At 71.9% G+C, this 15,900-nt stretch carries 19 protein-coding genes; 10 read left to right on the plus strand and 9 right to left on the minus strand.

All coding sequences use genetic code 11. The annotated features are described in order from the left end of the window. Positions 1 to 122, minus strand: a 122-nt coding sequence (locus ACIRNI_RS27245; RefSeq protein WP_146166841.1) for a biotin carboxylase N-terminal domain-containing protein, incomplete at its 3' end; no start/stop codon positions are given. Between the two features lie 358 nt (positions 123 to 480). Here ACIRNI_RS27245 and ACIRNI_RS27250 point away from each other — a divergent pair. Beyond that, positions 481 to 930 (plus strand): hypothetical protein, encoded by a 450-nt coding sequence (locus tag ACIRNI_RS27250; RefSeq protein ID WP_403555284.1) that lies wholly within the window; start codon positions 481 to 483, stop codon positions 928 to 930. Between the two features lie 36 nt (positions 931 to 966). Here ACIRNI_RS27250 and ACIRNI_RS27255 read toward each other — a convergent pair whose 3' ends face one another. The 5 genes from ACIRNI_RS27255 to ACIRNI_RS27275 all read right to left on the minus strand — a co-directional run bounded on the left by ACIRNI_RS27255 (position 967) and on the right by ACIRNI_RS27275 (position 4,267). Continuing rightward, positions 967 to 1,593 (minus strand): hypothetical protein, encoded by a 627-nt coding sequence (locus tag ACIRNI_RS27255; RefSeq protein WP_403555286.1) that lies wholly within the window; start codon positions 1,591 to 1,593, stop codon positions 967 to 969. Continuing rightward, positions 1,590 to 2,204: a nucleoside triphosphate pyrophosphatase gene (locus ACIRNI_RS27260; protein ID WP_355358894.1), complete on the minus strand. Its 615-nt coding sequence runs from the start codon at positions 2,202 to 2,204 to the stop codon at positions 1,590 to 1,592. Before ACIRNI_RS27260 ends, ACIRNI_RS27255 begins: the two co-directional genes overlap by 4 nt. A 38-nt stretch (positions 2,205 to 2,242) precedes the next feature. After that, on the minus strand, positions 2,243 to 2,371 hold the full coding sequence (gene mmpB / locus ACIRNI_RS27265; RefSeq protein ID WP_403555288.1) for a morphogenic membrane protein MmpB: 129 nt from the start codon (positions 2,369 to 2,371) through the stop codon (positions 2,243 to 2,245). 90 nt (positions 2,372 to 2,461) lie between these two features. Continuing rightward, a complete protein-coding gene (locus tag ACIRNI_RS27270; RefSeq protein ID WP_403555290.1) occupies positions 2,462 to 2,671 on the minus strand; it encodes an acyl-CoA carboxylase epsilon subunit in 210 nt (69 codons plus the stop codon). A gap of 9 nt (positions 2,672 to 2,680) precedes the next feature. Continuing rightward, positions 2,681 to 4,267: an acyl-CoA carboxylase subunit beta gene (locus tag ACIRNI_RS27275; RefSeq protein ID WP_403555292.1), complete on the minus strand. Its 1,587-nt coding sequence runs from the start codon at positions 4,265 to 4,267 to the stop codon at positions 2,681 to 2,683. Positions 4,268 to 4,376: 109 nt separating this feature from the next. Here ACIRNI_RS27275 and ACIRNI_RS27280 point away from each other — a divergent pair, with 109 nt between their 5' ends. From ACIRNI_RS27280 to hutH, 5 genes are all read left to right on the plus strand, one after another. Continuing rightward, complete coding sequence (locus ACIRNI_RS27280) at positions 4,377 to 5,276, plus strand: biotin--[acetyl-CoA-carboxylase] ligase (RefSeq protein WP_403555294.1); 900 nt, start codon at positions 4,377 to 4,379, stop codon at positions 5,274 to 5,276. 119 nt (positions 5,277 to 5,395) lie between these two features. Continuing rightward, complete coding sequence (locus ACIRNI_RS27285) at positions 5,396 to 6,646, plus strand: adenylate/guanylate cyclase domain-containing protein (RefSeq protein ID WP_403555296.1); 1,251 nt, start codon at positions 5,396 to 5,398, stop codon at positions 6,644 to 6,646. A 36-nt stretch (positions 6,647 to 6,682) separates the two neighbouring features. Further along, on the plus strand, positions 6,683 to 7,489 hold the full coding sequence (locus ACIRNI_RS27290; protein WP_403555298.1) for an enoyl-CoA hydratase/isomerase family protein: 807 nt from the start codon (positions 6,683 to 6,685) through the stop codon (positions 7,487 to 7,489). Between the two features lie 68 nt (positions 7,490 to 7,557). Beyond that, positions 7,558 to 8,703, plus strand: a complete 1,146-nt coding sequence (locus ACIRNI_RS27295; RefSeq protein WP_403555300.1) for a diguanylate cyclase domain-containing protein — start codon at positions 7,558 to 7,560, stop codon at positions 8,701 to 8,703. Between the two features lie 64 nt (positions 8,704 to 8,767). Beyond that, positions 8,768 to 10,309 (plus strand): histidine ammonia-lyase, encoded by a 1,542-nt coding sequence (gene hutH, locus ACIRNI_RS27300; protein ID WP_403555543.1) that lies wholly within the window; start codon positions 8,768 to 8,770, stop codon positions 10,307 to 10,309. Between the two features lie 25 nt (positions 10,310 to 10,334). Here hutH and ACIRNI_RS27305 read toward each other — a convergent pair whose 3' ends face one another. Further along, positions 10,335 to 10,622: a hypothetical protein gene (locus tag ACIRNI_RS27305; protein WP_403555302.1), complete on the minus strand. Its 288-nt coding sequence runs from the start codon at positions 10,620 to 10,622 to the stop codon at positions 10,335 to 10,337. A 154-nt stretch (positions 10,623 to 10,776) separates the two neighbouring features. Here ACIRNI_RS27305 and ACIRNI_RS27310 point away from each other — a divergent pair, with 154 nt between their 5' ends. After that, positions 10,777 to 11,079 carry a hypothetical protein gene (locus tag ACIRNI_RS27310; RefSeq protein WP_403555305.1) on the plus strand — a complete coding sequence of 101 codons (303 nt, stop codon included), beginning with the start codon at positions 10,777 to 10,779 and terminating at the stop codon, positions 11,077 to 11,079. Positions 11,080 to 11,288: 209 nt separating this feature from the next. Further along, the gene (locus ACIRNI_RS27315) at positions 11,289 to 12,554 is read left to right on the plus strand and encodes an Ig-like domain-containing protein (protein WP_403555306.1); all 1,266 of its coding nucleotides are present in this window, start codon (positions 11,289 to 11,291) and stop codon (positions 12,552 to 12,554) included. Between the two features lie 96 nt (positions 12,555 to 12,650). Here the strand turns inward: ACIRNI_RS27315 and ACIRNI_RS27320 are convergent, their stop codons facing one another. Beyond that, a complete protein-coding gene (locus ACIRNI_RS27320; RefSeq protein WP_403555308.1) occupies positions 12,651 to 13,508 on the minus strand; it encodes a helix-turn-helix domain-containing protein in 858 nt (285 codons plus the stop codon). Between the two features lie 149 nt (positions 13,509 to 13,657). Here ACIRNI_RS27320 and ACIRNI_RS27325 point away from each other — a divergent pair, with 149 nt between their 5' ends. Next, positions 13,658 to 14,701, plus strand: coding sequence for an NAD(P)-dependent alcohol dehydrogenase (locus tag ACIRNI_RS27325; RefSeq protein ID WP_403555310.1), 1,044 nt, complete (start codon positions 13,658 to 13,660; stop codon positions 14,699 to 14,701). Between the two features lie 96 nt (positions 14,702 to 14,797). Further along, positions 14,798 to 15,205, plus strand: a complete 408-nt coding sequence (locus ACIRNI_RS27330; RefSeq protein WP_403555312.1) for a DUF1330 domain-containing protein — start codon at positions 14,798 to 14,800, stop codon at positions 15,203 to 15,205. Here the strand turns inward: ACIRNI_RS27330 and msrA are convergent. Next, positions 15,136 to 15,804, minus strand: coding sequence for a peptide-methionine (S)-S-oxide reductase MsrA (gene msrA, locus ACIRNI_RS27335; RefSeq protein WP_403555314.1), 669 nt, complete (start codon positions 15,802 to 15,804; stop codon positions 15,136 to 15,138). The genes ACIRNI_RS27330 and msrA overlap by 70 nt on opposite strands. Positions 15,805 to 15,900 lie beyond the last annotated feature (96 nt).

A 15,900-nucleotide genomic window follows, 5' to 3' on the forward strand; every position in this document is an offset into this window, starting at 1 on the left:
ACGTGCAGGGCGTCCCGGTCCGGGTCGGCGTAGACGGCTACGCTCGCGATCCCGGCGTCCCGGCAGGCACGGGCGACACGGACAGCGATTTCGCCACGGTTGGCGATGAGCACCTTGCGCACGATGGCTCCCTCCTTGAAACAAGCTGAGTTTAGGGACTGCCGACACGGCCTTTCGACCCATCCCCACTAGTGAGCTTGCCCACACGGAGCGTGATCCGAGGCGTAGCCAGGGGGTGAAATCCCTTGTCGCACCACGTTACGCAGGGCGCCTTCACGGCACAGTAACCCTGGGGTGTGGTCAAGGTCTCTGTTCTGGCGTCCAGGGCGCTGTCCCGTTTCTTTGTGGACTCCCTACGAATGGGCGAATGATTCTTTGCGGTCGTGCCGGGACCCTTGTCCAAAGGTTTACCAGTCAGTAGCGTTCGCGTCGTCGTCCCTACCGGCCGTACTGCTGGTAACAGTCAGGGGGGTACTTGTGGTGACCCGCAGACCGATAGCCCTGGCGACCGGGGTCGCCCTGCTCGCCGAGGCGGCGGGCGTCCTGCTGGTCCACGTCGCGCTGACCGCGGTCCTCGGCAGCCAGCGGATGTCCCTCGCGGGCCTCGACCCGGACGCCATGATCGCCGGCACCTGGGCCATGGGCGGCGTCCTCGCCGCGTTCCTGGCCCTGTGCGGTGCCGTCCTTCTGATGCTGGCCCTCCGCGACCGCGCACCGGGCCGCGCGGCGCGCCTCCTGCTGATCTCCTGCGCGATCACGCACGGCGTGCTCGGCGCCGTGACGGCCGCCCTGGTGGGCTGGGGCGCGTTCGCCTTCATGATGGCGATGCTGGCGCTGGTGGTGGCGTCGCTGGTCCTCTACGGCCCCAAGGACGGCGCCCCCGAGGACAGCGCCCCGGAGGCCGCGGAGCCGGGCGCGGCCCCCGCCTGACCCCGGACGTGGTCGCGCTGATCAGCCTCGCCCGGATCAGCCGGCCGCTTCCCGCGCCCGCTCCCCGAACCGCGACGCGAGGTCCTTGACGAGGGCCGCGTCGAGGTCGCCCTCGCGGGCGCCGGTGGCCTCGACCCACAGCAGGGCCGTGCCCACCCGCACCTGGGCCACCGCGCCCGGTCCGCCCTCGTAGCCGTACGTGCCGAGAACGGCGTCGCCCCGGTCACCGGGGCCGCCGAGGTCCACCTTCCGCGCCGTGGGCCCGACCTTCGGGGCGTAGAGCCGCCAGAGCGTGTCGTACGCCGCTTCGGCGGCCTTCTCGCTCCCGTACGCGACCAGCCGGAAGTCGGCGCCGGCCTTCCCGTCCGCGCGGCGGAAGGTCGAGACGCCGTAGAAGCGCGCGTCGTCGCAGCCCTGGTTGCCGTTGGTGGGGCACGCCTCGCTCTTGTAGAGGTCGTTCATGGCGGTGGCGGTCGGCTCCAGGGTGGCCTTCCACCCCGGCATGGCCGCACCGTCCGGCAGCGCCGCCCGCGCCTGCTCCTCGGTGAGCGCGGGGGCCTGCTCCGGAGGCTTGCCGTCGCCGCCCCCGGACTTCGTCCCGCAGCCCGCGAGCAGCAGCACGGCCGCGCAGGCCGTCGCCCAGGCGCCGTACGCGCGCCTCACCGCCGCGGCTCCACCCACAGGTCCGTGATCTCGACGCCCAGCTGCCGCAGCAGCCTGCGCAGCAGCGGCAGGGACAGCCCGATGACGTTGCCCGGGTCGCCGTCGATGCCGTCGATGAACGGGGCCGAGCGGCCGTCGAGCGTGAAGGCGCCCGCCACATGGAGCGGTTCGCCGCTGGCGACGTACGCCGCGATCTCCTCGTCCGTCGGCTCGCCGAAGCGGACCAGCGTCGAGCCGGTCGCGGAGGCGTACCGCTTGGCCGCCGTGTCGTAGACGCAGTGGCCCGTCTGGAGCACGCCGACACGGCCGCGCATCGCCTTCCAGCGGGCGGTGGCCTCCTCGGCGTCGGCCGGCTTGCCGAGCGCCTGCTTGTCCAGCTCCAGGACCGAGTCGCAGCCGATGACGAGCGCGCCGCTCACCTCGGGGCGGGCGGCGACGTGGGCGGCCTTGGCCTCGGCGAGCGCGAGGGCGAGCTCGGCCGGGGTCGGGGCGGTGACCTTGTCCTCGTCGACGCCGCTGACGATCACCTCGGGGGCGAGTCCGGCCTGCCGCAGCAGGCCGAGGCGGGCGGGGGACGCGGACGCGAGGACCAGGCGGCGCTGAGCAGTCATGCCCGTCATCGTACGGAACGGATCAGTGGAGGGGCCGGTCAATGCAGGCCGGCGACGAACATGGCGACCACCATCGCCAGCGCCAGCAGGATCCCCGCGCGGCGCAGCATCGCCTGCATGTCGCGCATCTCTTTGGGGGGTTCGTTCTTCGGGTCGGACCAGAGCATGCCTTCGATCCTGAGGCCCACGGCCCGATGGCGCCTGAGTACGCGTACTCAAGCGCCACCGCCCTGACGAACTACGACCCGTAGGCAGGGTTACGTCGGCCAGTACGACCGCGCCCACGAGCGCGGCCCCGGCTGCGGCCGCCGCGTGCGGGCGATCCTGGCCGGGTCCGACCACTGCTCGGGGACGCGTGCCGCGCCGCCGGAGGCCGCCGAGGCCGTCGCGGCGGCGCGCGCCCGGACCACCGCCAGTGCGGCGGCCAGCTCCTCCGGCGTCGGGTTGCCCCGCAGCACCTTGATCATGGGGGCTCCTTACAGGGGGATGTTGCCGTGCTTCTTCGGAGGCAGGTTTTCCCGCTTCGTGCGCAGCTGACGCAGCCCGCGCACGATCTGCGCGCGCGTCTCGGACGGCATGACCACCGCGTCGATGTAGCCGCGCTCGGCCGCCGTGTATGGGTTGAGCAGGGCGTCCTCGTACTCCTGGATGAGCCGCGCCCGCGTCCCCTCCACGTCCTCCGCTTCGGCGATGGTGCGCCGGTGCAGGATGTTGACGGCGCCCTGCGCGCCCATCACCGCGATCTGCGCGGTCGGCCACGCCAGGTTCAGGTCGGCGCCCAGGTGCTTGGAGCCCATGACGTCGTACGCGCCGCCGAACGCCTTGCGCGTGATGACGGTGATCAGCGGCACGGTGGCCTCGGCGTACGCGTAGATCAGCTTGGCGCCGCGCCGGATGATGCCCTCGTGCTCCTGGCCGACACCCGGCAGGAAGCCCGGCACGTCGACGAAGGTCAGCACCGGGATGTTGAACGCGTCGCAGGTGCGGACGAACCGCGCCGCCTTCTCGCTCGCGTCGATGTCGAGGCACCCGGCGAACTGCATCGGCTGGTTGGCGACGATGCCGACCGGATAGCCCTCGACGCGCCCGAAGCCGGTGACGATGTTCGGCGCGAACAGCGCCTGCGTCTCCAGGAACTCGCCCTCGTCCAGGACGTGCTCGATCACCGTGTGGATGTCGTACGGCTGGTTGGCGCTGTCCGGGATGAGGGTGTCGAGCTCGCGGTCCTCGTCCGTCAGCTCCAGGTCCGCCTCCTCCGGGAAGGCGGGCGCCTCGGAGAGGTTGTTCGAAGGGAGGTAGGACAGGAGGGACTTGACGTACTCGATGGCGTCCTTCTCGTCCCCCGCCATGTGGTGCGCCACGCCCGAGGTGGCGTTGTGCGTCCGGGCGCCGCCCAGTTCCTCGAAGCCCACGTCCTCGCCCGTCACCGTCTTGATGACGTCCGGGCCGGTGATGAACATGTGCGAGGTCTGGTCCACCATCACCGTGAAGTCGGTGATCGCGGGGGAGTAGACGGCTCCGCCGGCGCAGGGGCCGACGACCAGGCTGATCTGCGGGATGACACCGGAGGCGTGGGTGTTGCGGCGGAAGATCTCGCCGTACATGCCGAGGGCCATGACGCCCTCCTGGATGCGGGCGCCGCCGGAGTCGTTGATGCCGATGACCGGGCAGCCGGTCTTCAGGGCGAAGTCCATCACCTTGATGATCTTCTGCCCGAAGACCTCGCCGAGGGCCCCGCCGAACACGGTGAAGTCCTGCGAGAAGACCGCCACCGGGCGCCCGTCGACCGTGCCGTACCCCGTGACGACGCCGTCGCCGTACGGACGGTTCTTCTCCAGGCCGAAGCTGGTGGAGCGGTGCCGGGCGAACTCGTCCAGCTCCACGAACGAGCCTTCGTCCAGCAGGAGGTCGATCCGCTCCCGGGCCGTCAGCTTGCCCTTCGCGTGCTGCTTCTCCACGGCGCGTTCGGAGCCCGCGTGCGTGGCCTCGTGAATACGGCGCTGGAGATCCGCGAGCTTGCCCGCGGTCGTATGAATGTCGATCTTCTCGGCCGGCTCGGACATCGGGATGCGGCTCCCTGACTGGTCACGGGTTCGTTGGCTACTGATCCGTAGCGTATCGGCGGCGATACCGTTCGGCAGTGCGGTGTTTGCCACACCTACGCTGGCTTGCATGACGTCCTCACAGTCCTCACATGGTCCCTCGCGAGGGCCCTCGAACCGCTGGTCGGACCTCGACCGGCCGCCCCTCAGCGCCCCCGCGCTGCGCCGCGCGCTGCTCCAGCCCGGCGGGCTGTGGACGTCCCTCGACGTCGTGGCCGCCACCGGCTCCACCAACTCCGACCTCGCGGCCCGCGCCGCGGAGCTGCCCGAGGGCGCCGTGCTCGTCGCCGAGGAGCAGACCTCCGGGCGCGGACGGCTCGACCGCGTCTGGTCCGCGCCCGCGCGCTCGGGCCTCTTCTTCTCCGTGCTGCTCAAGCCGCGGGTGCCGGTCGAGCGCCTCGCCTGGCTGCCGCTGCTGACCGGCGTGGCCGCCGCCACGGGCCTGGCCCGCGCGGCCGGCGTCGACATGTCGCTGAAGTGGCCCAACGACCTGCTGGTGAAGGTCCGGCGGGAGGACGGGGTGAAGGAGGAGCGCAAGACCGGCGGCATCCTCGCCGAGCGGGCCGGGGGGTCGGCGGACGACGGGATCGTCGTCGGGCTCGGCCTCAACGTCACGCTGCGCGCCGACGAGCTGCCCGTACCGACGGCCGGCTCCCTCGCCCTCGCGGACGCCGTCTCCACCGACCGCGACCCGCTGCTGCGCGCCGTCCTGCGCTCCCTGGAGCACTGGTACGGGCGGTGGACGGCGGCCGACGGCGACCCGGCCGCCTGCGGGCTCCAGGAGGCGTACGCGGCGGGCTGCGCGACCCTCGGGCGCACGGTCCGCGCGGAGCTGCCCGGCGACCGGGCGCTGACCGGCGAGGCGGTCGCGATCGACGGGGGCGGACGGCTCGTCGTGGAGCGCGCGGACGGTGGCGGCCGGGAGGCCGTGGGCGCGGGCGACATCGTCCATCTGCGCCCGGCGGACTGAACGCGCTCCCAAGACGCTCCCGCGAGGGGACGTGAGCCACGGCACACCTGCCGTATCGTTGAGGCGATCCAGCGACAGATCGGCAGGGCAGTGCGCAGGGAACGGGCAGGAGGCGGCCGGTGACCGTCGACGACGCGAATTCGCGCAGGTCCGGAGCCGGGTCGGGAGCCGGGTCGGAAACCGGGGCCGAGCCGGGCCCCGAGTCACGGTCCGAGCCGCGGTCCGAGTCACGGGCCGGGGCGGGGGCCGGCACCGGCGGAGCCGAGTACCCGACTCCCCACCACGTCGTCGACCACACGGCGGAGCCGACCGACGACCCGCTCGCCATCCGTCTGGAGCAGCTGATCCTCGGCGCCGAGCGCCGCTACACCCCCTTCCAGGCCGCCCGCACGGCGGGCGTCTCCATGGACCTGGCGTCCCGTTTCTGGCGGGCCATGGGCTTCGCCGACATCGGCCAGGCCAAGGCGCTGACCGAGGCGGACGTCCTGGCGCTGCGGCGGCTGGCCGGTCTCGTCGAGGCGGGGCTGCTGAGCGAGCCCATGGCGGTGCAGGTCGCCCGGTCCACCGGGCAGACCACGGCGCGGCTCGCCGAGTGGCAGATCGACTCCTTCCTGGAGGGCCTGACCGAGCCGCCCGAGCCCGGCATGACGCGTACGGAAGTGACGTATCCGCTGGTCGAGCTGTTGCTGCCGGAGCTCCAGGAGTTCCTGGTGTACGTGTGGCGGCGGCAGCTCGCGGCGGCGACCGGGCGCGTCGTGCAGGCCGCCGACGACGAGGAGATGGTCGACCGGCGCCTGGCGGTCGGCTTCGCGGACCTGGTCGGCTTCACGCGCCTGACGCGGCGGCTGGAGGAGGAGGAGCTCGGCGAGCTCGTCGAGGCCTTCGAGACGACCTGCGCCGACCTGGTGGCGGCGCACGGCGGGCGGCTGATCAAGACGCTCGGGGACGAGGTGCTCTACGCGGCGGACGACGCCGGTACGGCCGCCGAGATCGGGGTGCGGCTCATCGAGACCCTCGCGCACGACGAGACCATGCCGGCGCTGCGCGTGGGCATCGCCTTCGGCACGGTGACGACCCGGATGGGCGACGTCTTCGGTACGACGGTGAACCTCGCGAGCCGGCTCACCTCGATAGCTCCCAAGGACGCGGTGCTGGTCGACGGCGCACTGGCGGAGGAGCTGTCGCGCACGGGCGAGGCGCCGGTGTCGGAGGCGCAGGTCGCCGACGAGATCGCGCGCGCCGAGAAGGACGGCGAGACGCCCCCGTCGTACCGCTTCGCGCTGCAGCCCATGTGGCAGCGGCCGGTGCGCGGGCTCGGCGTGATCGAACCCTGGCTGCTGACGCGGCGGGAGCCTAAGATCCCCGGGTAGCGTCGCTAACGCTCGTTAACCGGGAGGGTGTCAGATATGTCCGAGGGTGTGTCCGAGGAGCGCTTCGGGGAGTTCGTCGCCGTACGCCGTCATGGGCAGGGTCATGTGGCCGAGCTCGTGCTCGACCGGCCCAAGGCCATGAACGCCGTCTCGTCGGAGATGGCGCGCTCCATCGGCGCGGCGTGCGACGCGCTGGCCGCCGACAGGTCGGTCCGCGTCACCGTGCTGACCTCCTCCAACGACAAGGCGTTCTGCGTCGGCGCCGACCTCAAGGAGCGCAACTCCTTCACGGACGCCGAGCTGGTGCGCCAGCGCCCCGTCGCGCGCGGCGCGTACACCGGCGTACTGGAACTGCCCATGCCGGCCATCGCCGCCGTGCACGGCTTCGCGCTGGGCGGCGGGTACGAGCTGGCGCTCGCCTGCGACGTCATCGTGGCCGACGGGACGGCGGTCGTCGGACTGCCCGAGGTGTCGGTGGGTGTGATCCCCGGCGGCGGCGGTACGCAGCTGCTGCCGCGCCGGGTCGGGGCCGCGCGGGCGGCCGAGCTGGTGTTCACGGCGCGGCGGCTGGAGGCGGAGGAGGCGGCTTCGCTGGGGCTCGTCGACCGCCTGGTGGAGGACGCGCGGACGGGCGCGCTGGAGCTGGCCGCGCGGATCGCCGCCAACTCGCCCGTCGGCCTGCGCGCCGCCAAGCGCGCCCTGCGGCTCGGGCAGGGGCTCGACCTGCGGGCGGGCCTCGAGGTCGAGGACGCGGCGTGGCGCTCGGTGGCCTTCTCGGGGGACCGCGCGGAGGGTGTCGCGGCCTTCAACGAGAAGCGCGCGCCGCAGTGGCCCGGCGAGTGACCGTCGGCCGCCCGTCGGTCGCCGGGGCCCGGGAGTGAAAAGTTCGGGGGCGTCCCTAAGCTTGAGGAATGGGTGAGGATGTCCGGCTACGGGCCGTAGTGGCGCTGGCGCAGTCGATGGCGGCGGCGCACACCCCGCGCGAATCGTGGCGGGCGGCGGCGCTGGGCGCGCGCGACGCGCTCGGTGGCACGTTCGCCGCGCTCTCGACGTGGGAACGGGACCTGGGCCGGCTGCGCGTGCTGGTGAACGCCGGGGACCGGGTCCAGGGCGAGGAGGAGTTCCCGGACTCCGAGACGTACCCGGTGTACCAGTTCTCCGAGATCACCGAGTTCCTGCACGAGCGCTGGGCCGGGGGCGGGGAGCCGAACGCCTGGGTCGAGACGGCCGAGGGCCCGGGCCCCGGGTCGCACGGCTACTGCGCGCAGAGAGTCGCGGCGCTGAGGCGGCGGGGGCGCGGCTGCTGCGTCGTCGCGCCGATCGTGCTGCACGGGCGCGCGTGGGGCGAGCTGTACGTGGCCCGGCCGGTCGGGGCGCCGGTCTTCGGATCGGAGGACGCCAAGTTCGCCACCGTACTGGCGTCGGTCGTGGCGGCCGGGATCGCGCAGACCGAGCGGCTGGAGGAGGTCCGCAAGCTGGCCTTCACCGACCCGCTGACCGGGCTGGCGAACCGGCGGGCGGTCGACATGAGGCTGGACGAGGCGGTGGAGCGCTCCCTGGCCGACGGGTCGGTGGTCTCGCTGGTGGTGTGCGACCTGAACGGCCTCAAGCGCGTCAACGACACGCACGGCCACGCGGTCGGCGACCGCCTGCTGGAGCGGTTCGGTTCGGTGCTGTCGTACTGCGGGGCGATGCTGCCGGGCGCGCTGGCCGCACGGCTGGGCGGCGACGAGTTCTGCCTGGTCTCGGTGGGCCCGGGGGCGGACGAGGTGGTCGCGGCCGCGGACGAGCTGTGCGTACGGGCCGGGGAGCTGGAGCTCGGCGAGGGCGTGGCGTGCGGGGTCGCGTCGACGGGCGATCCGATCGGCGAGGTGCGGTCGGCGCGGCGGCTGTTCCGGCTGGCGGACGCGGCGCAGTACCGCGCGAAGGCGGCGCGCTCCCTGAAGCCGGTGGTGGCGGGGCGCGACGGCGCGGTGATCGAGCTGGCGGACCACCCGCCGGCGGCGGCCCGGGACCGGCGCAGCTTCCGCGACGCGCCTCCGGCCGCCGGGGCGTAAGGAGCGCCGGGGAGGTGGGGTAGTGACACGTTGGGATTCAGTCCGTACGCTGCTGAATATGGATATGCACACAGTCGTGGTGGGGACGTCCGGAACCACCGCTCAGGACGTCATCGCCGTGGCCCGCGGCAACGCACGCGTCGAGCTGTCGCAGGAGGCCCTCGACGCACTGGCCGCGGCCCGCGAGATCGTCGACGCCCTCGCCGCCAAGCCCGAGCCCGTCTACGGCGTCTCGACCGGCTTCGGCGCCCTCGCGACCCGGCACATCAGCCCCGAGCTGCGCGCCCAGCTCCAGCGCAACATCGTGCGGTCGCACGCCGCCGGCATGGGCGCGCGCGTCGAGCGCGAGGTCGTGCGCGCGCTGATGTTCCTGCGGCTGAAGACCGTCGCCTCCGGGCACACCGGCGTCCGGCCCCAGGTCGCGCAGACCATGGCGGACGTGCTCAACGCCGGGATCACCCCGGTCGTGCACGAGTACGGCTCGCTCGGCTGCTCCGGCGACCTCGCCCCGCTCAGCCACTGCGCCCTCACCCTCATGGGCGAGGGCGACGCGGAGGGCCCCGACGGCGTGGTCCGCCCCGCCGGGGAGCTGCTCGCCGCGCACGGCATCGCGCCCGTCGAACTGCGCGAGAAGGAGGGCCTCGCCCTCCTCAACGGCACCGACGGCATGCTCGGCATGCTGGTCATGGCCCTCGCCGACCTGGACACGCTCTACAAGTCCGCCGACATCACCGCCGCGCTCTCGCTGGAGGCGCTGCTCGGCACAGAGAAGGTCCTCGCGCCCGAGCTGCACGCCATCCGCCCGCACCCGGGCCAGGGCGCCGCCGCCGCGAACATGCTCGCCGTCCTGAAGGGCTCCGGCCTCACGGGCCACTTCCAGCAGGACGAGGCCCCGCGCGTCCAGGACGCGTACTCCGTGCGCTGCGCGCCCCAGGTGGCCGGCGCGGGCCGCGACACCATGGCCCACGCCCGGCTCGTCGCCGAGCGCGAGCTCGCCTCGGCCGTCGACAACCCGGTCGTGCTGCCCGACGGCCGCGTGGAGTCCAACGGCAACTTCCACGGCGCGCCGGTCGCGTACGTCCTGGACTTCCTCGCCATCGCCGCCGCCGACCTCGGCTCCATCGCCGAGCGCCGCACGGACCGGCTGCTCGACAAGAACCGGTCGCACGGCCTGCCGCCGTTCCTCGCGGACGACGCGGGCGTCGACTCGGGCCTCATGATCGCGCAGTACACCCAGGCCGCCCTGGTCAGCGAGATGAAGCGGCTGGCCGTCCCGGCCTCGGCCGACTCCATCCCGTCCTCCGCCATGCAGGAGGACCACGTCTCCATGGGCTGGTCCGCCGCCCGCAAGCTGCGGACCGCCGTCGGCAACCTGAGCCGGATCATCGCGGTCGAGCTGTACGCCGCGACGCGCGCCATCGAGCTGCGCGAGGGGCTCACCCCGGCGCCCGCCTCCCGCGCCGCCATCGAGGCGCTGCGCGCGGCAGGCGTCCAGGGCCCCGGGCCGGATCGTTTCCTCGCCCCCGACCTGGAGGCCGCCGACGACTTCGTACGGGCGGGGCGGCTCGTCGAGGCCGTGGAGCGGGTCACGGGCCCGCTCGCCTGAGGTGTGTGTCCAGGGGCGCGCGCCGTCAGAGGGCGGTGTGCGCCCCTCGGCGTACCGCGAAGGCCACGAGCCCGGCGCCGAGGGTCAGGAACGCCGTGCCGCCGATCAGATACGGGGTGGTGTCCACGCTGCCGGTGTCGGCGAGTGCCAGCTCCTGCGGCTGCTGTTGCTGCTGCTCCTGCTGCTCCTGTTGCTGCTGATGCTGCGGCGGCGCGTCCTCAACGGTGGCGTTGGCCGAAGGGACGAACCACAGCGCGCAGAGCAGCGTCCCGGCGGCGGTGGCGGTCAGCAGCGGTCGACGTGCGACGGACACAGATTCAGATCCCCTTGCGGAACCGAGAATTGGTGGGTGCGCCGATGCTAATGAACACAGCGGGTCGCAGGAAAGTCGCGAGGGCGGGCAGCCTACGCTCCGTCATATGAACCCTTCTGAGACATCACGGTATGTGCGACTTCGGGTGGAACTGATGCTGGAGATCAGGGACACCCAGGAACTCACCGCTGCCGCCCTGGACCGCATCGACGCCGACGAATTCATGCCGGAAGACGAGCTGACGCACGCCCGCGCGGCCGTCCGCGAGGACGAAGCGGAAGCTCTCGCGTACCTCGTCGACCCCGACACGCTCCTTGGTGAGCTGCCCGGTGTCGAGCTCCTCCAGGCCTCCTGGACCAGCGAGCAGGTCGAGTACGACCCCGAGGTGGAGGAGTGGGACCTGGACGAGGAGGACGAGGACGACGACGAGGACGCCGACGAGGAGGAGCGGGCGTAGGGGCCGCCCCGCCGCCCGCCGGGGAGTGGCCGAATTCCGAGGCCCCGGATCACGCCTCCGGGGCCCGCACCTGCATCCTGGGAACCGGAACCGGTCCGCCGTGCGTCGGTCAGTGGTGTTCCCCACATACTTCGTGGATCCTTCGTGGATTTGGAACCGGACGGGTTGTTATGGGTGTTGTTGAAACAGTGGGCAGGGATTCGGCGACGATGGAGAAGCGTGTGATGACGGACAGCAAGCGGCGCAAGGGCCTCATGGCCGCGTCCGCCCTGCTCGGTGGCGTGCTGGTGCTCACGGGCTGCAACGACGGCGAGGCCAAGAGCAACGGCACCTCCGACGGCCCGTCGTCACAGGCCCAGGTCGACGAGGCGGCCGCCAAGGACGCCTCCAAGGCCCGAATAGTGATCTCCCCGAAGAACGGCGCGAACAACGCGGGCATCAACGACGACGCCAAGGTCACCGTCAGTGAGGGCACGCTCACCCAGGTCACCATGACCACGCAGGACGGCAAGAGCGTCAAGGGCGAGATGGCCGCCGACGGCACGAGCTGGAAGCCCACGGAGCAGCTGGAGCGGGCGACGACGTACAAGATCGCCGCCTCGGCGAAGGACTCCGAGGGCCGCGAGGCCCACGAGAACTCCTCCTTCACCACCGTCTCGCAGGCCAACAGCTTCATCGGCAACTTCACGCCCGAGAACGGCTCCACCGTCGGCGTCGGCATGCCGGTCTCGATCAACTTCAACAAGCCGATCACGGACAAGAAGGCCGTCCAGTCCGGCATCACCGTGTCGTCGAGCAGCGGCCAGGAGGTCGTCGGCCACTGGTTCAACTCCCAGCGCATCGACTTCCGGCCCGAGCAGTACTGGACCGCCGGCTCCACGGTCACGCTGAAGCTGAACCTCGACGGGGTCGAGGGCGCCGACGGCGTCTACGGCGTCCAGCAGAAGACGGTCACCTTCAAGGTCGGCCGCAGCCAGGTCTCGACCGTCGACGTCGCCGAGAAGACCATGAAGGTCGTCCGGGACGGCAAGACGATCAAGACGATCCCGATCTCCGCCGGCTCCCCGGAGAACCCGACCTACAACGGTCAGATGGTGATCTCCGAGAAGTTCAAGGAGACCCGGATGAACGGCGCCACCGTCGGTTTCACGGACGACGACGGCAAGGGCGAGTACGACATCAAGGACGTGCCGCACGCCATGCGGCTGTCCACGTCCGGCACCTTCATCCACGGCAACTACTGGGGTGCCGACTCGGTCTTCGGCAGCGTCAACACCAGCCACGGCTGCGTGGGCCTCAACGACGTCAAGGGCGCCGGCGACCCGGGCCAGCCCGGCGCGTGGTTCTTCGACAACTCGCTCGTCGGTGACGTCGTGATCGTCAAGAACTCCAAGGACAAGACGATCGCGCCGGACAACGGCCTCAACGGCTGGAACATGAGCTGGGCCGAGTGGAAGGCCGGCTCCGCCGTCTGACCCGTCCGTCCGGCCCTGAGCGACACGCACGACGAAGGCGGCGGCTCCCCTCACCGGGAGCCGCCGCCTTCGTCGTACCCGCCGCCAGGGCGGGTCTCAGCGTGCCGGCGCGACCTCGTCCACGCCCCAGTTCGCCAGCAGCCGCAGCGCGTCCGCCGACGCCGACCCCGGCTCCGCCGTGTACGTCACCAGGCTCAGGTCCTGGTCGCCCGGCAGTTTCAGCGTCTCGTACGACAGCGTCAGCTCGCCCACCAGCGGATGGTGCAGCCGCTTCACGCCGTGGCCCTTCTCCTGCACCGTGTGCGCGGCCCACAGCGCCCGGAACTCCCCGCTCTTCACCGACAGCTCGCCCACCAGCGCCGACAGCTTCGGATCGTCGGGGTAGCAGCCCGCGCACAGCCGCAGGACGCTGACCACCTCGGTGGCCTTCGACTCCCAGTCGACGTACAGGTCGCGCGCGTTCCGGTCGAGGAACACCAGCCGCGCCATGTTCCGCTCCTCGTCCGGCAGGGCGGCGAAGTCACCGAGGAGCGCGCGGGCCATCCGGTTCCAGCCGAGGATGTCGAGCCGCCGCCCCAGCAGGAACGCGGGCACGCCGTCCATCGCGTCCAGCAGGTGCCGCACCTCCGGCCGCACCCGCTGCGGGCGGGAGGCGGCCGTGCGCTTCTTCTTCGCCGTCGGCCCGGCCAGCCGCGTCAGATGCGCGTGCTCGGCGTCCGTCAGCCGCAGGGCGCGGGCGATGGCGTCCAGCACCTCCGTGGAGACGTTGGCGCCCTTCCCCTGCTCGATCGAGGTGTAGTACGCGACCGACACCCCAGCCAGCTGGGCCAGCTCCTCCCGGCGCAGGCCCGGCACCCGGCGCGCTCTGCCGAAGTCCGGCAGGCCGACGTCCTGTGGCTTCAGCCGGGCCCGTCGGGAGCGGAGGAACTCACTCAGTTCGGTGCGCTGGTCCATGACATCCCAGTATTCCCGTTCGTACGCGGGCGAGCCTGACCCCGCCAGTAGTAGGACCAGCGAACGTACGGAGAACAGGGGGCTGGGCCGATCGATCCCGGCCGGGCAAGATCATCTGCGTACCACCCCCATCAGGAGGAGAAACCGGCATGAACACCGTTGCCGCCTACGCAGCCCCCGCCGCCAACGCCCCGCTGGAGCGCACCACCGTGCCGCGCCGGCCGGTCGGCGAGCACGACGTGCTGATCGAGATCAAGTACGCGGGCATCTGCCACTCCGACATCCACCAGGCCCGCAACGGCTGGGGCGAGGGCATCTTCCCGATGGTTCCCGGCCACGAGATAGCCGGTGTCGTCACCGAGACCGGCTCGTCCGTGACGAAGTTCACGGTGGGGGACCGGGTCGGAGTGGGCTGCTTCGTCGACTCCTGCCGTACGTGCTCGTTCTGCGAGCAGGGCCTTGAGCAGTACTGCACGGGCGGCGGCTCCATCCCCACGTACAACGGCCTCGGCAGGGACGGCGAGCCGACCTACGGCGGCTACTCCACCCACATCGTCGTCGACGAGAACTACACCGTCCGCATCCCCGACAGCCTCCCGCTGGACGTCGCCGCGCCGCTGCTGTGCGCGGGCATCACCCTCTACTCGCCGCTCGTCCACTGGAAGGCCGGCCCCGGCAAGAAGGTGGCGATCGTGGGCCTCGGCGGCCTCGGCCACATGGGCGTGAAGATCGCGCACGCGCTGGGCGCCGAGGTGACCGTGCTCAGCCAGACGCTGCGCAAGCAGGAGGACGGCCTCAAGCTCGGCGCCGACCACTTCCACGCCACCAGCGACCCCGAGACCTTCCAGAAGCTGGCCGGCACCTTCGACCTGATCGTCTCCACGGTCTCGGCGCCGCTGGACTTCAGCGCCTACCTGAGCCTGCTCAAGACGGACGGCACCCTGGTGAACGTCGGCGCCCCGGAGGAGCCGGTGTCGCTCAACCTCTTCTCGCTGATCAACGCCCGCCGCACGCTGGCCGGTTCCATGATCGGCGGCATCGCCGAGACGCAGGAGATGCTGGACTTCTGCGCGGAGCACGGCCTCGGCTCGGAGATCGAGCTCATCCGCGCGGACCAGATCAACGAGGCGTACGAGCGTGTCCTGAAGAGCGACGTGCGCTACCGGTTCGTGATCGACGCCTCGACGATCTGAGGACAGCCCCTTTGAGGGGCCGATGACCTCCGGGGTAATCGACCCCGAGCGGACGCGGCGCGAGCATGGGGTCAGCCCGCTCACGAGGAGGACCCCATGGCCGCGTACGCCCTCGCCACCCTGAAGCCCCCCGCCGTGCTCCACGACGAGGTGCTGGACTACATGGAGCGCATCCAGTCCACCCTCGACCCCTTCGAGGGCCGCTTCCTGGTCCACGGGGCGCCCACCATGGAGGTGCGCGAGGGCCACTGGGACACCGCCCTGGTGATCGTCGGCTTCCCGTCCCTGGACCACGCGCGCCGCTGGTACGACTCGGACGCCTACCAGGCCCTCGTGCCGCTGCGCACCCGCCACATGGAGGGCGACATCATCCTGATCGACGGCGTCGCCCCCGGGTACGACCCGTCCGCGACCGCGGCGGCGATCCGCGCGGCTCAGTCGTCCGCGCCGGCCGCGGCCACGCCCACCGGGCAGGAGACGCCCGTGCCGCCGATGCCGCAGTAGCCGTTCGGGTTCTTGTCGAGGTACTGCTGGTGGTACGCCTCCGCCGGGTAGAAGGGGCGGTCGTCGGCGGGGAGGATCTCCGTGGTGATGGCGCCGTAGCCCGAGTCCTTCAGCACCTGCTGGTAGGCGTCCCGGGATGCGTCGGCCGCCGCCGCCTGGGCGGGGGAATGGGTGTAGAGCGCCGAGCGGTACTGGGTGCCCACGTCGTTGCCCTGGCGGAAGCCCTGGGTGGGGTCGTGGGACTCCCAGAAGAGCTTCAGCAGCGCGCTGTACGGGACGACGGACGGGTCGAAGACGACGCGGACCGCCTCCGTGTGGCCCGTCAGGCCCGAGCAGACCTCTTCGTACGACGGGTTCGGCGTGTAACCGCCCTGGTAGCCGACGAGGGTGGTCCACACGCCCTCCGTCTGCCAGAACTTCCGCTCGGCGCCCCAGAAGCAGCCCAGCCCGAAGTCCGCGACCTCCAGGCCGGCCGGGTAGGGGCCGAGGAGGGAGGTGCCGAGGACCGTGTGGCGGTCGGGGACGGTGAACTCCGGCTCCGGGCGGCCGGGCAGGGCCTGGTCCGGGGTCGGCAGGACGGGCGTGCGGCCGAAGAGCATGGTTCGGTCTCCTTGCGGGGCGGACGCGCCGGGCGCGCCGGACGCGGGTGACGGCACCGGAACAACGTTCCGGTGCCGTCGGGAATTCCGCGCGCC

It is taken from the genome of Streptomyces sp. NPDC093546 (assembly GCF_044765045.1).
Taxonomy (GTDB): domain Bacteria; phylum Actinomycetota; class Actinomycetes; order Streptomycetales; family Streptomycetaceae; genus Streptomyces.

What these genes read in the sequence shown, in the direction of transcription:
- ACIRNI_RS27260 (WP_355358894.1), bottom strand. Translation starts at nt 2,204, where the DNA reads ATGACTGCTCAGCGCCGCCTGGTCCTCGCGTCCGCGTCCCCCGCCCGC.
- mmpB (WP_403555288.1), bottom strand. Translation starts at nt 2,371, where the DNA reads ATGCTCTGGTCCGACCCGAAGAACGAACCCCCCAAAGAGATGCGCGAC.
- ACIRNI_RS27270 (WP_403555290.1), bottom strand. Translation starts at nt 2,671, where the DNA reads ATGATCAAGGTGCTGCGGGGCAACCCGACGCCGGAGGAGCTGGCCGCC.
- ACIRNI_RS27275 (WP_403555292.1), bottom strand. Translation starts at nt 4,267, where the DNA reads ATGTCCGAGCCGGCCGAGAAGATCGACATTCATACGACCGCGGGCAAG.
- ACIRNI_RS27280 (WP_403555294.1), top strand. Translation starts at nt 4,377, where the DNA reads ATGACGTCCTCACAGTCCTCACATGGTCCCTCGCGAGGGCCCTCGAAC.
- ACIRNI_RS27290 (WP_403555298.1), top strand. Translation starts at nt 6,683, where the DNA reads ATGTCCGAGGGTGTGTCCGAGGAGCGCTTCGGGGAGTTCGTCGCCGTA.
- ACIRNI_RS27295 (WP_403555300.1), top strand. Translation starts at nt 7,558, where the DNA reads ATGGGTGAGGATGTCCGGCTACGGGCCGTAGTGGCGCTGGCGCAGTCG.
- hutH (WP_403555543.1), top strand. Translation starts at nt 8,768, where the DNA reads ATGCACACAGTCGTGGTGGGGACGTCCGGAACCACCGCTCAGGACGTC.
- ACIRNI_RS27310 (WP_403555305.1), top strand. Translation starts at nt 10,777, where the DNA reads ATGCTGGAGATCAGGGACACCCAGGAACTCACCGCTGCCGCCCTGGAC.
- ACIRNI_RS27315 (WP_403555306.1), top strand. Translation starts at nt 11,289, where the DNA reads ATGGAGAAGCGTGTGATGACGGACAGCAAGCGGCGCAAGGGCCTCATG.
- ACIRNI_RS27320 (WP_403555308.1), bottom strand. Translation starts at nt 13,508, where the DNA reads ATGGACCAGCGCACCGAACTGAGTGAGTTCCTCCGCTCCCGACGGGCC.
- ACIRNI_RS27325 (WP_403555310.1), top strand. Translation starts at nt 13,658, where the DNA reads ATGAACACCGTTGCCGCCTACGCAGCCCCCGCCGCCAACGCCCCGCTG.
- ACIRNI_RS27330 (WP_403555312.1), top strand. Translation starts at nt 14,798, where the DNA reads ATGGCCGCGTACGCCCTCGCCACCCTGAAGCCCCCCGCCGTGCTCCAC.
- msrA (WP_403555314.1), bottom strand. Translation starts at nt 15,804, where the DNA reads ATGCTCTTCGGCCGCACGCCCGTCCTGCCGACCCCGGACCAGGCCCTG.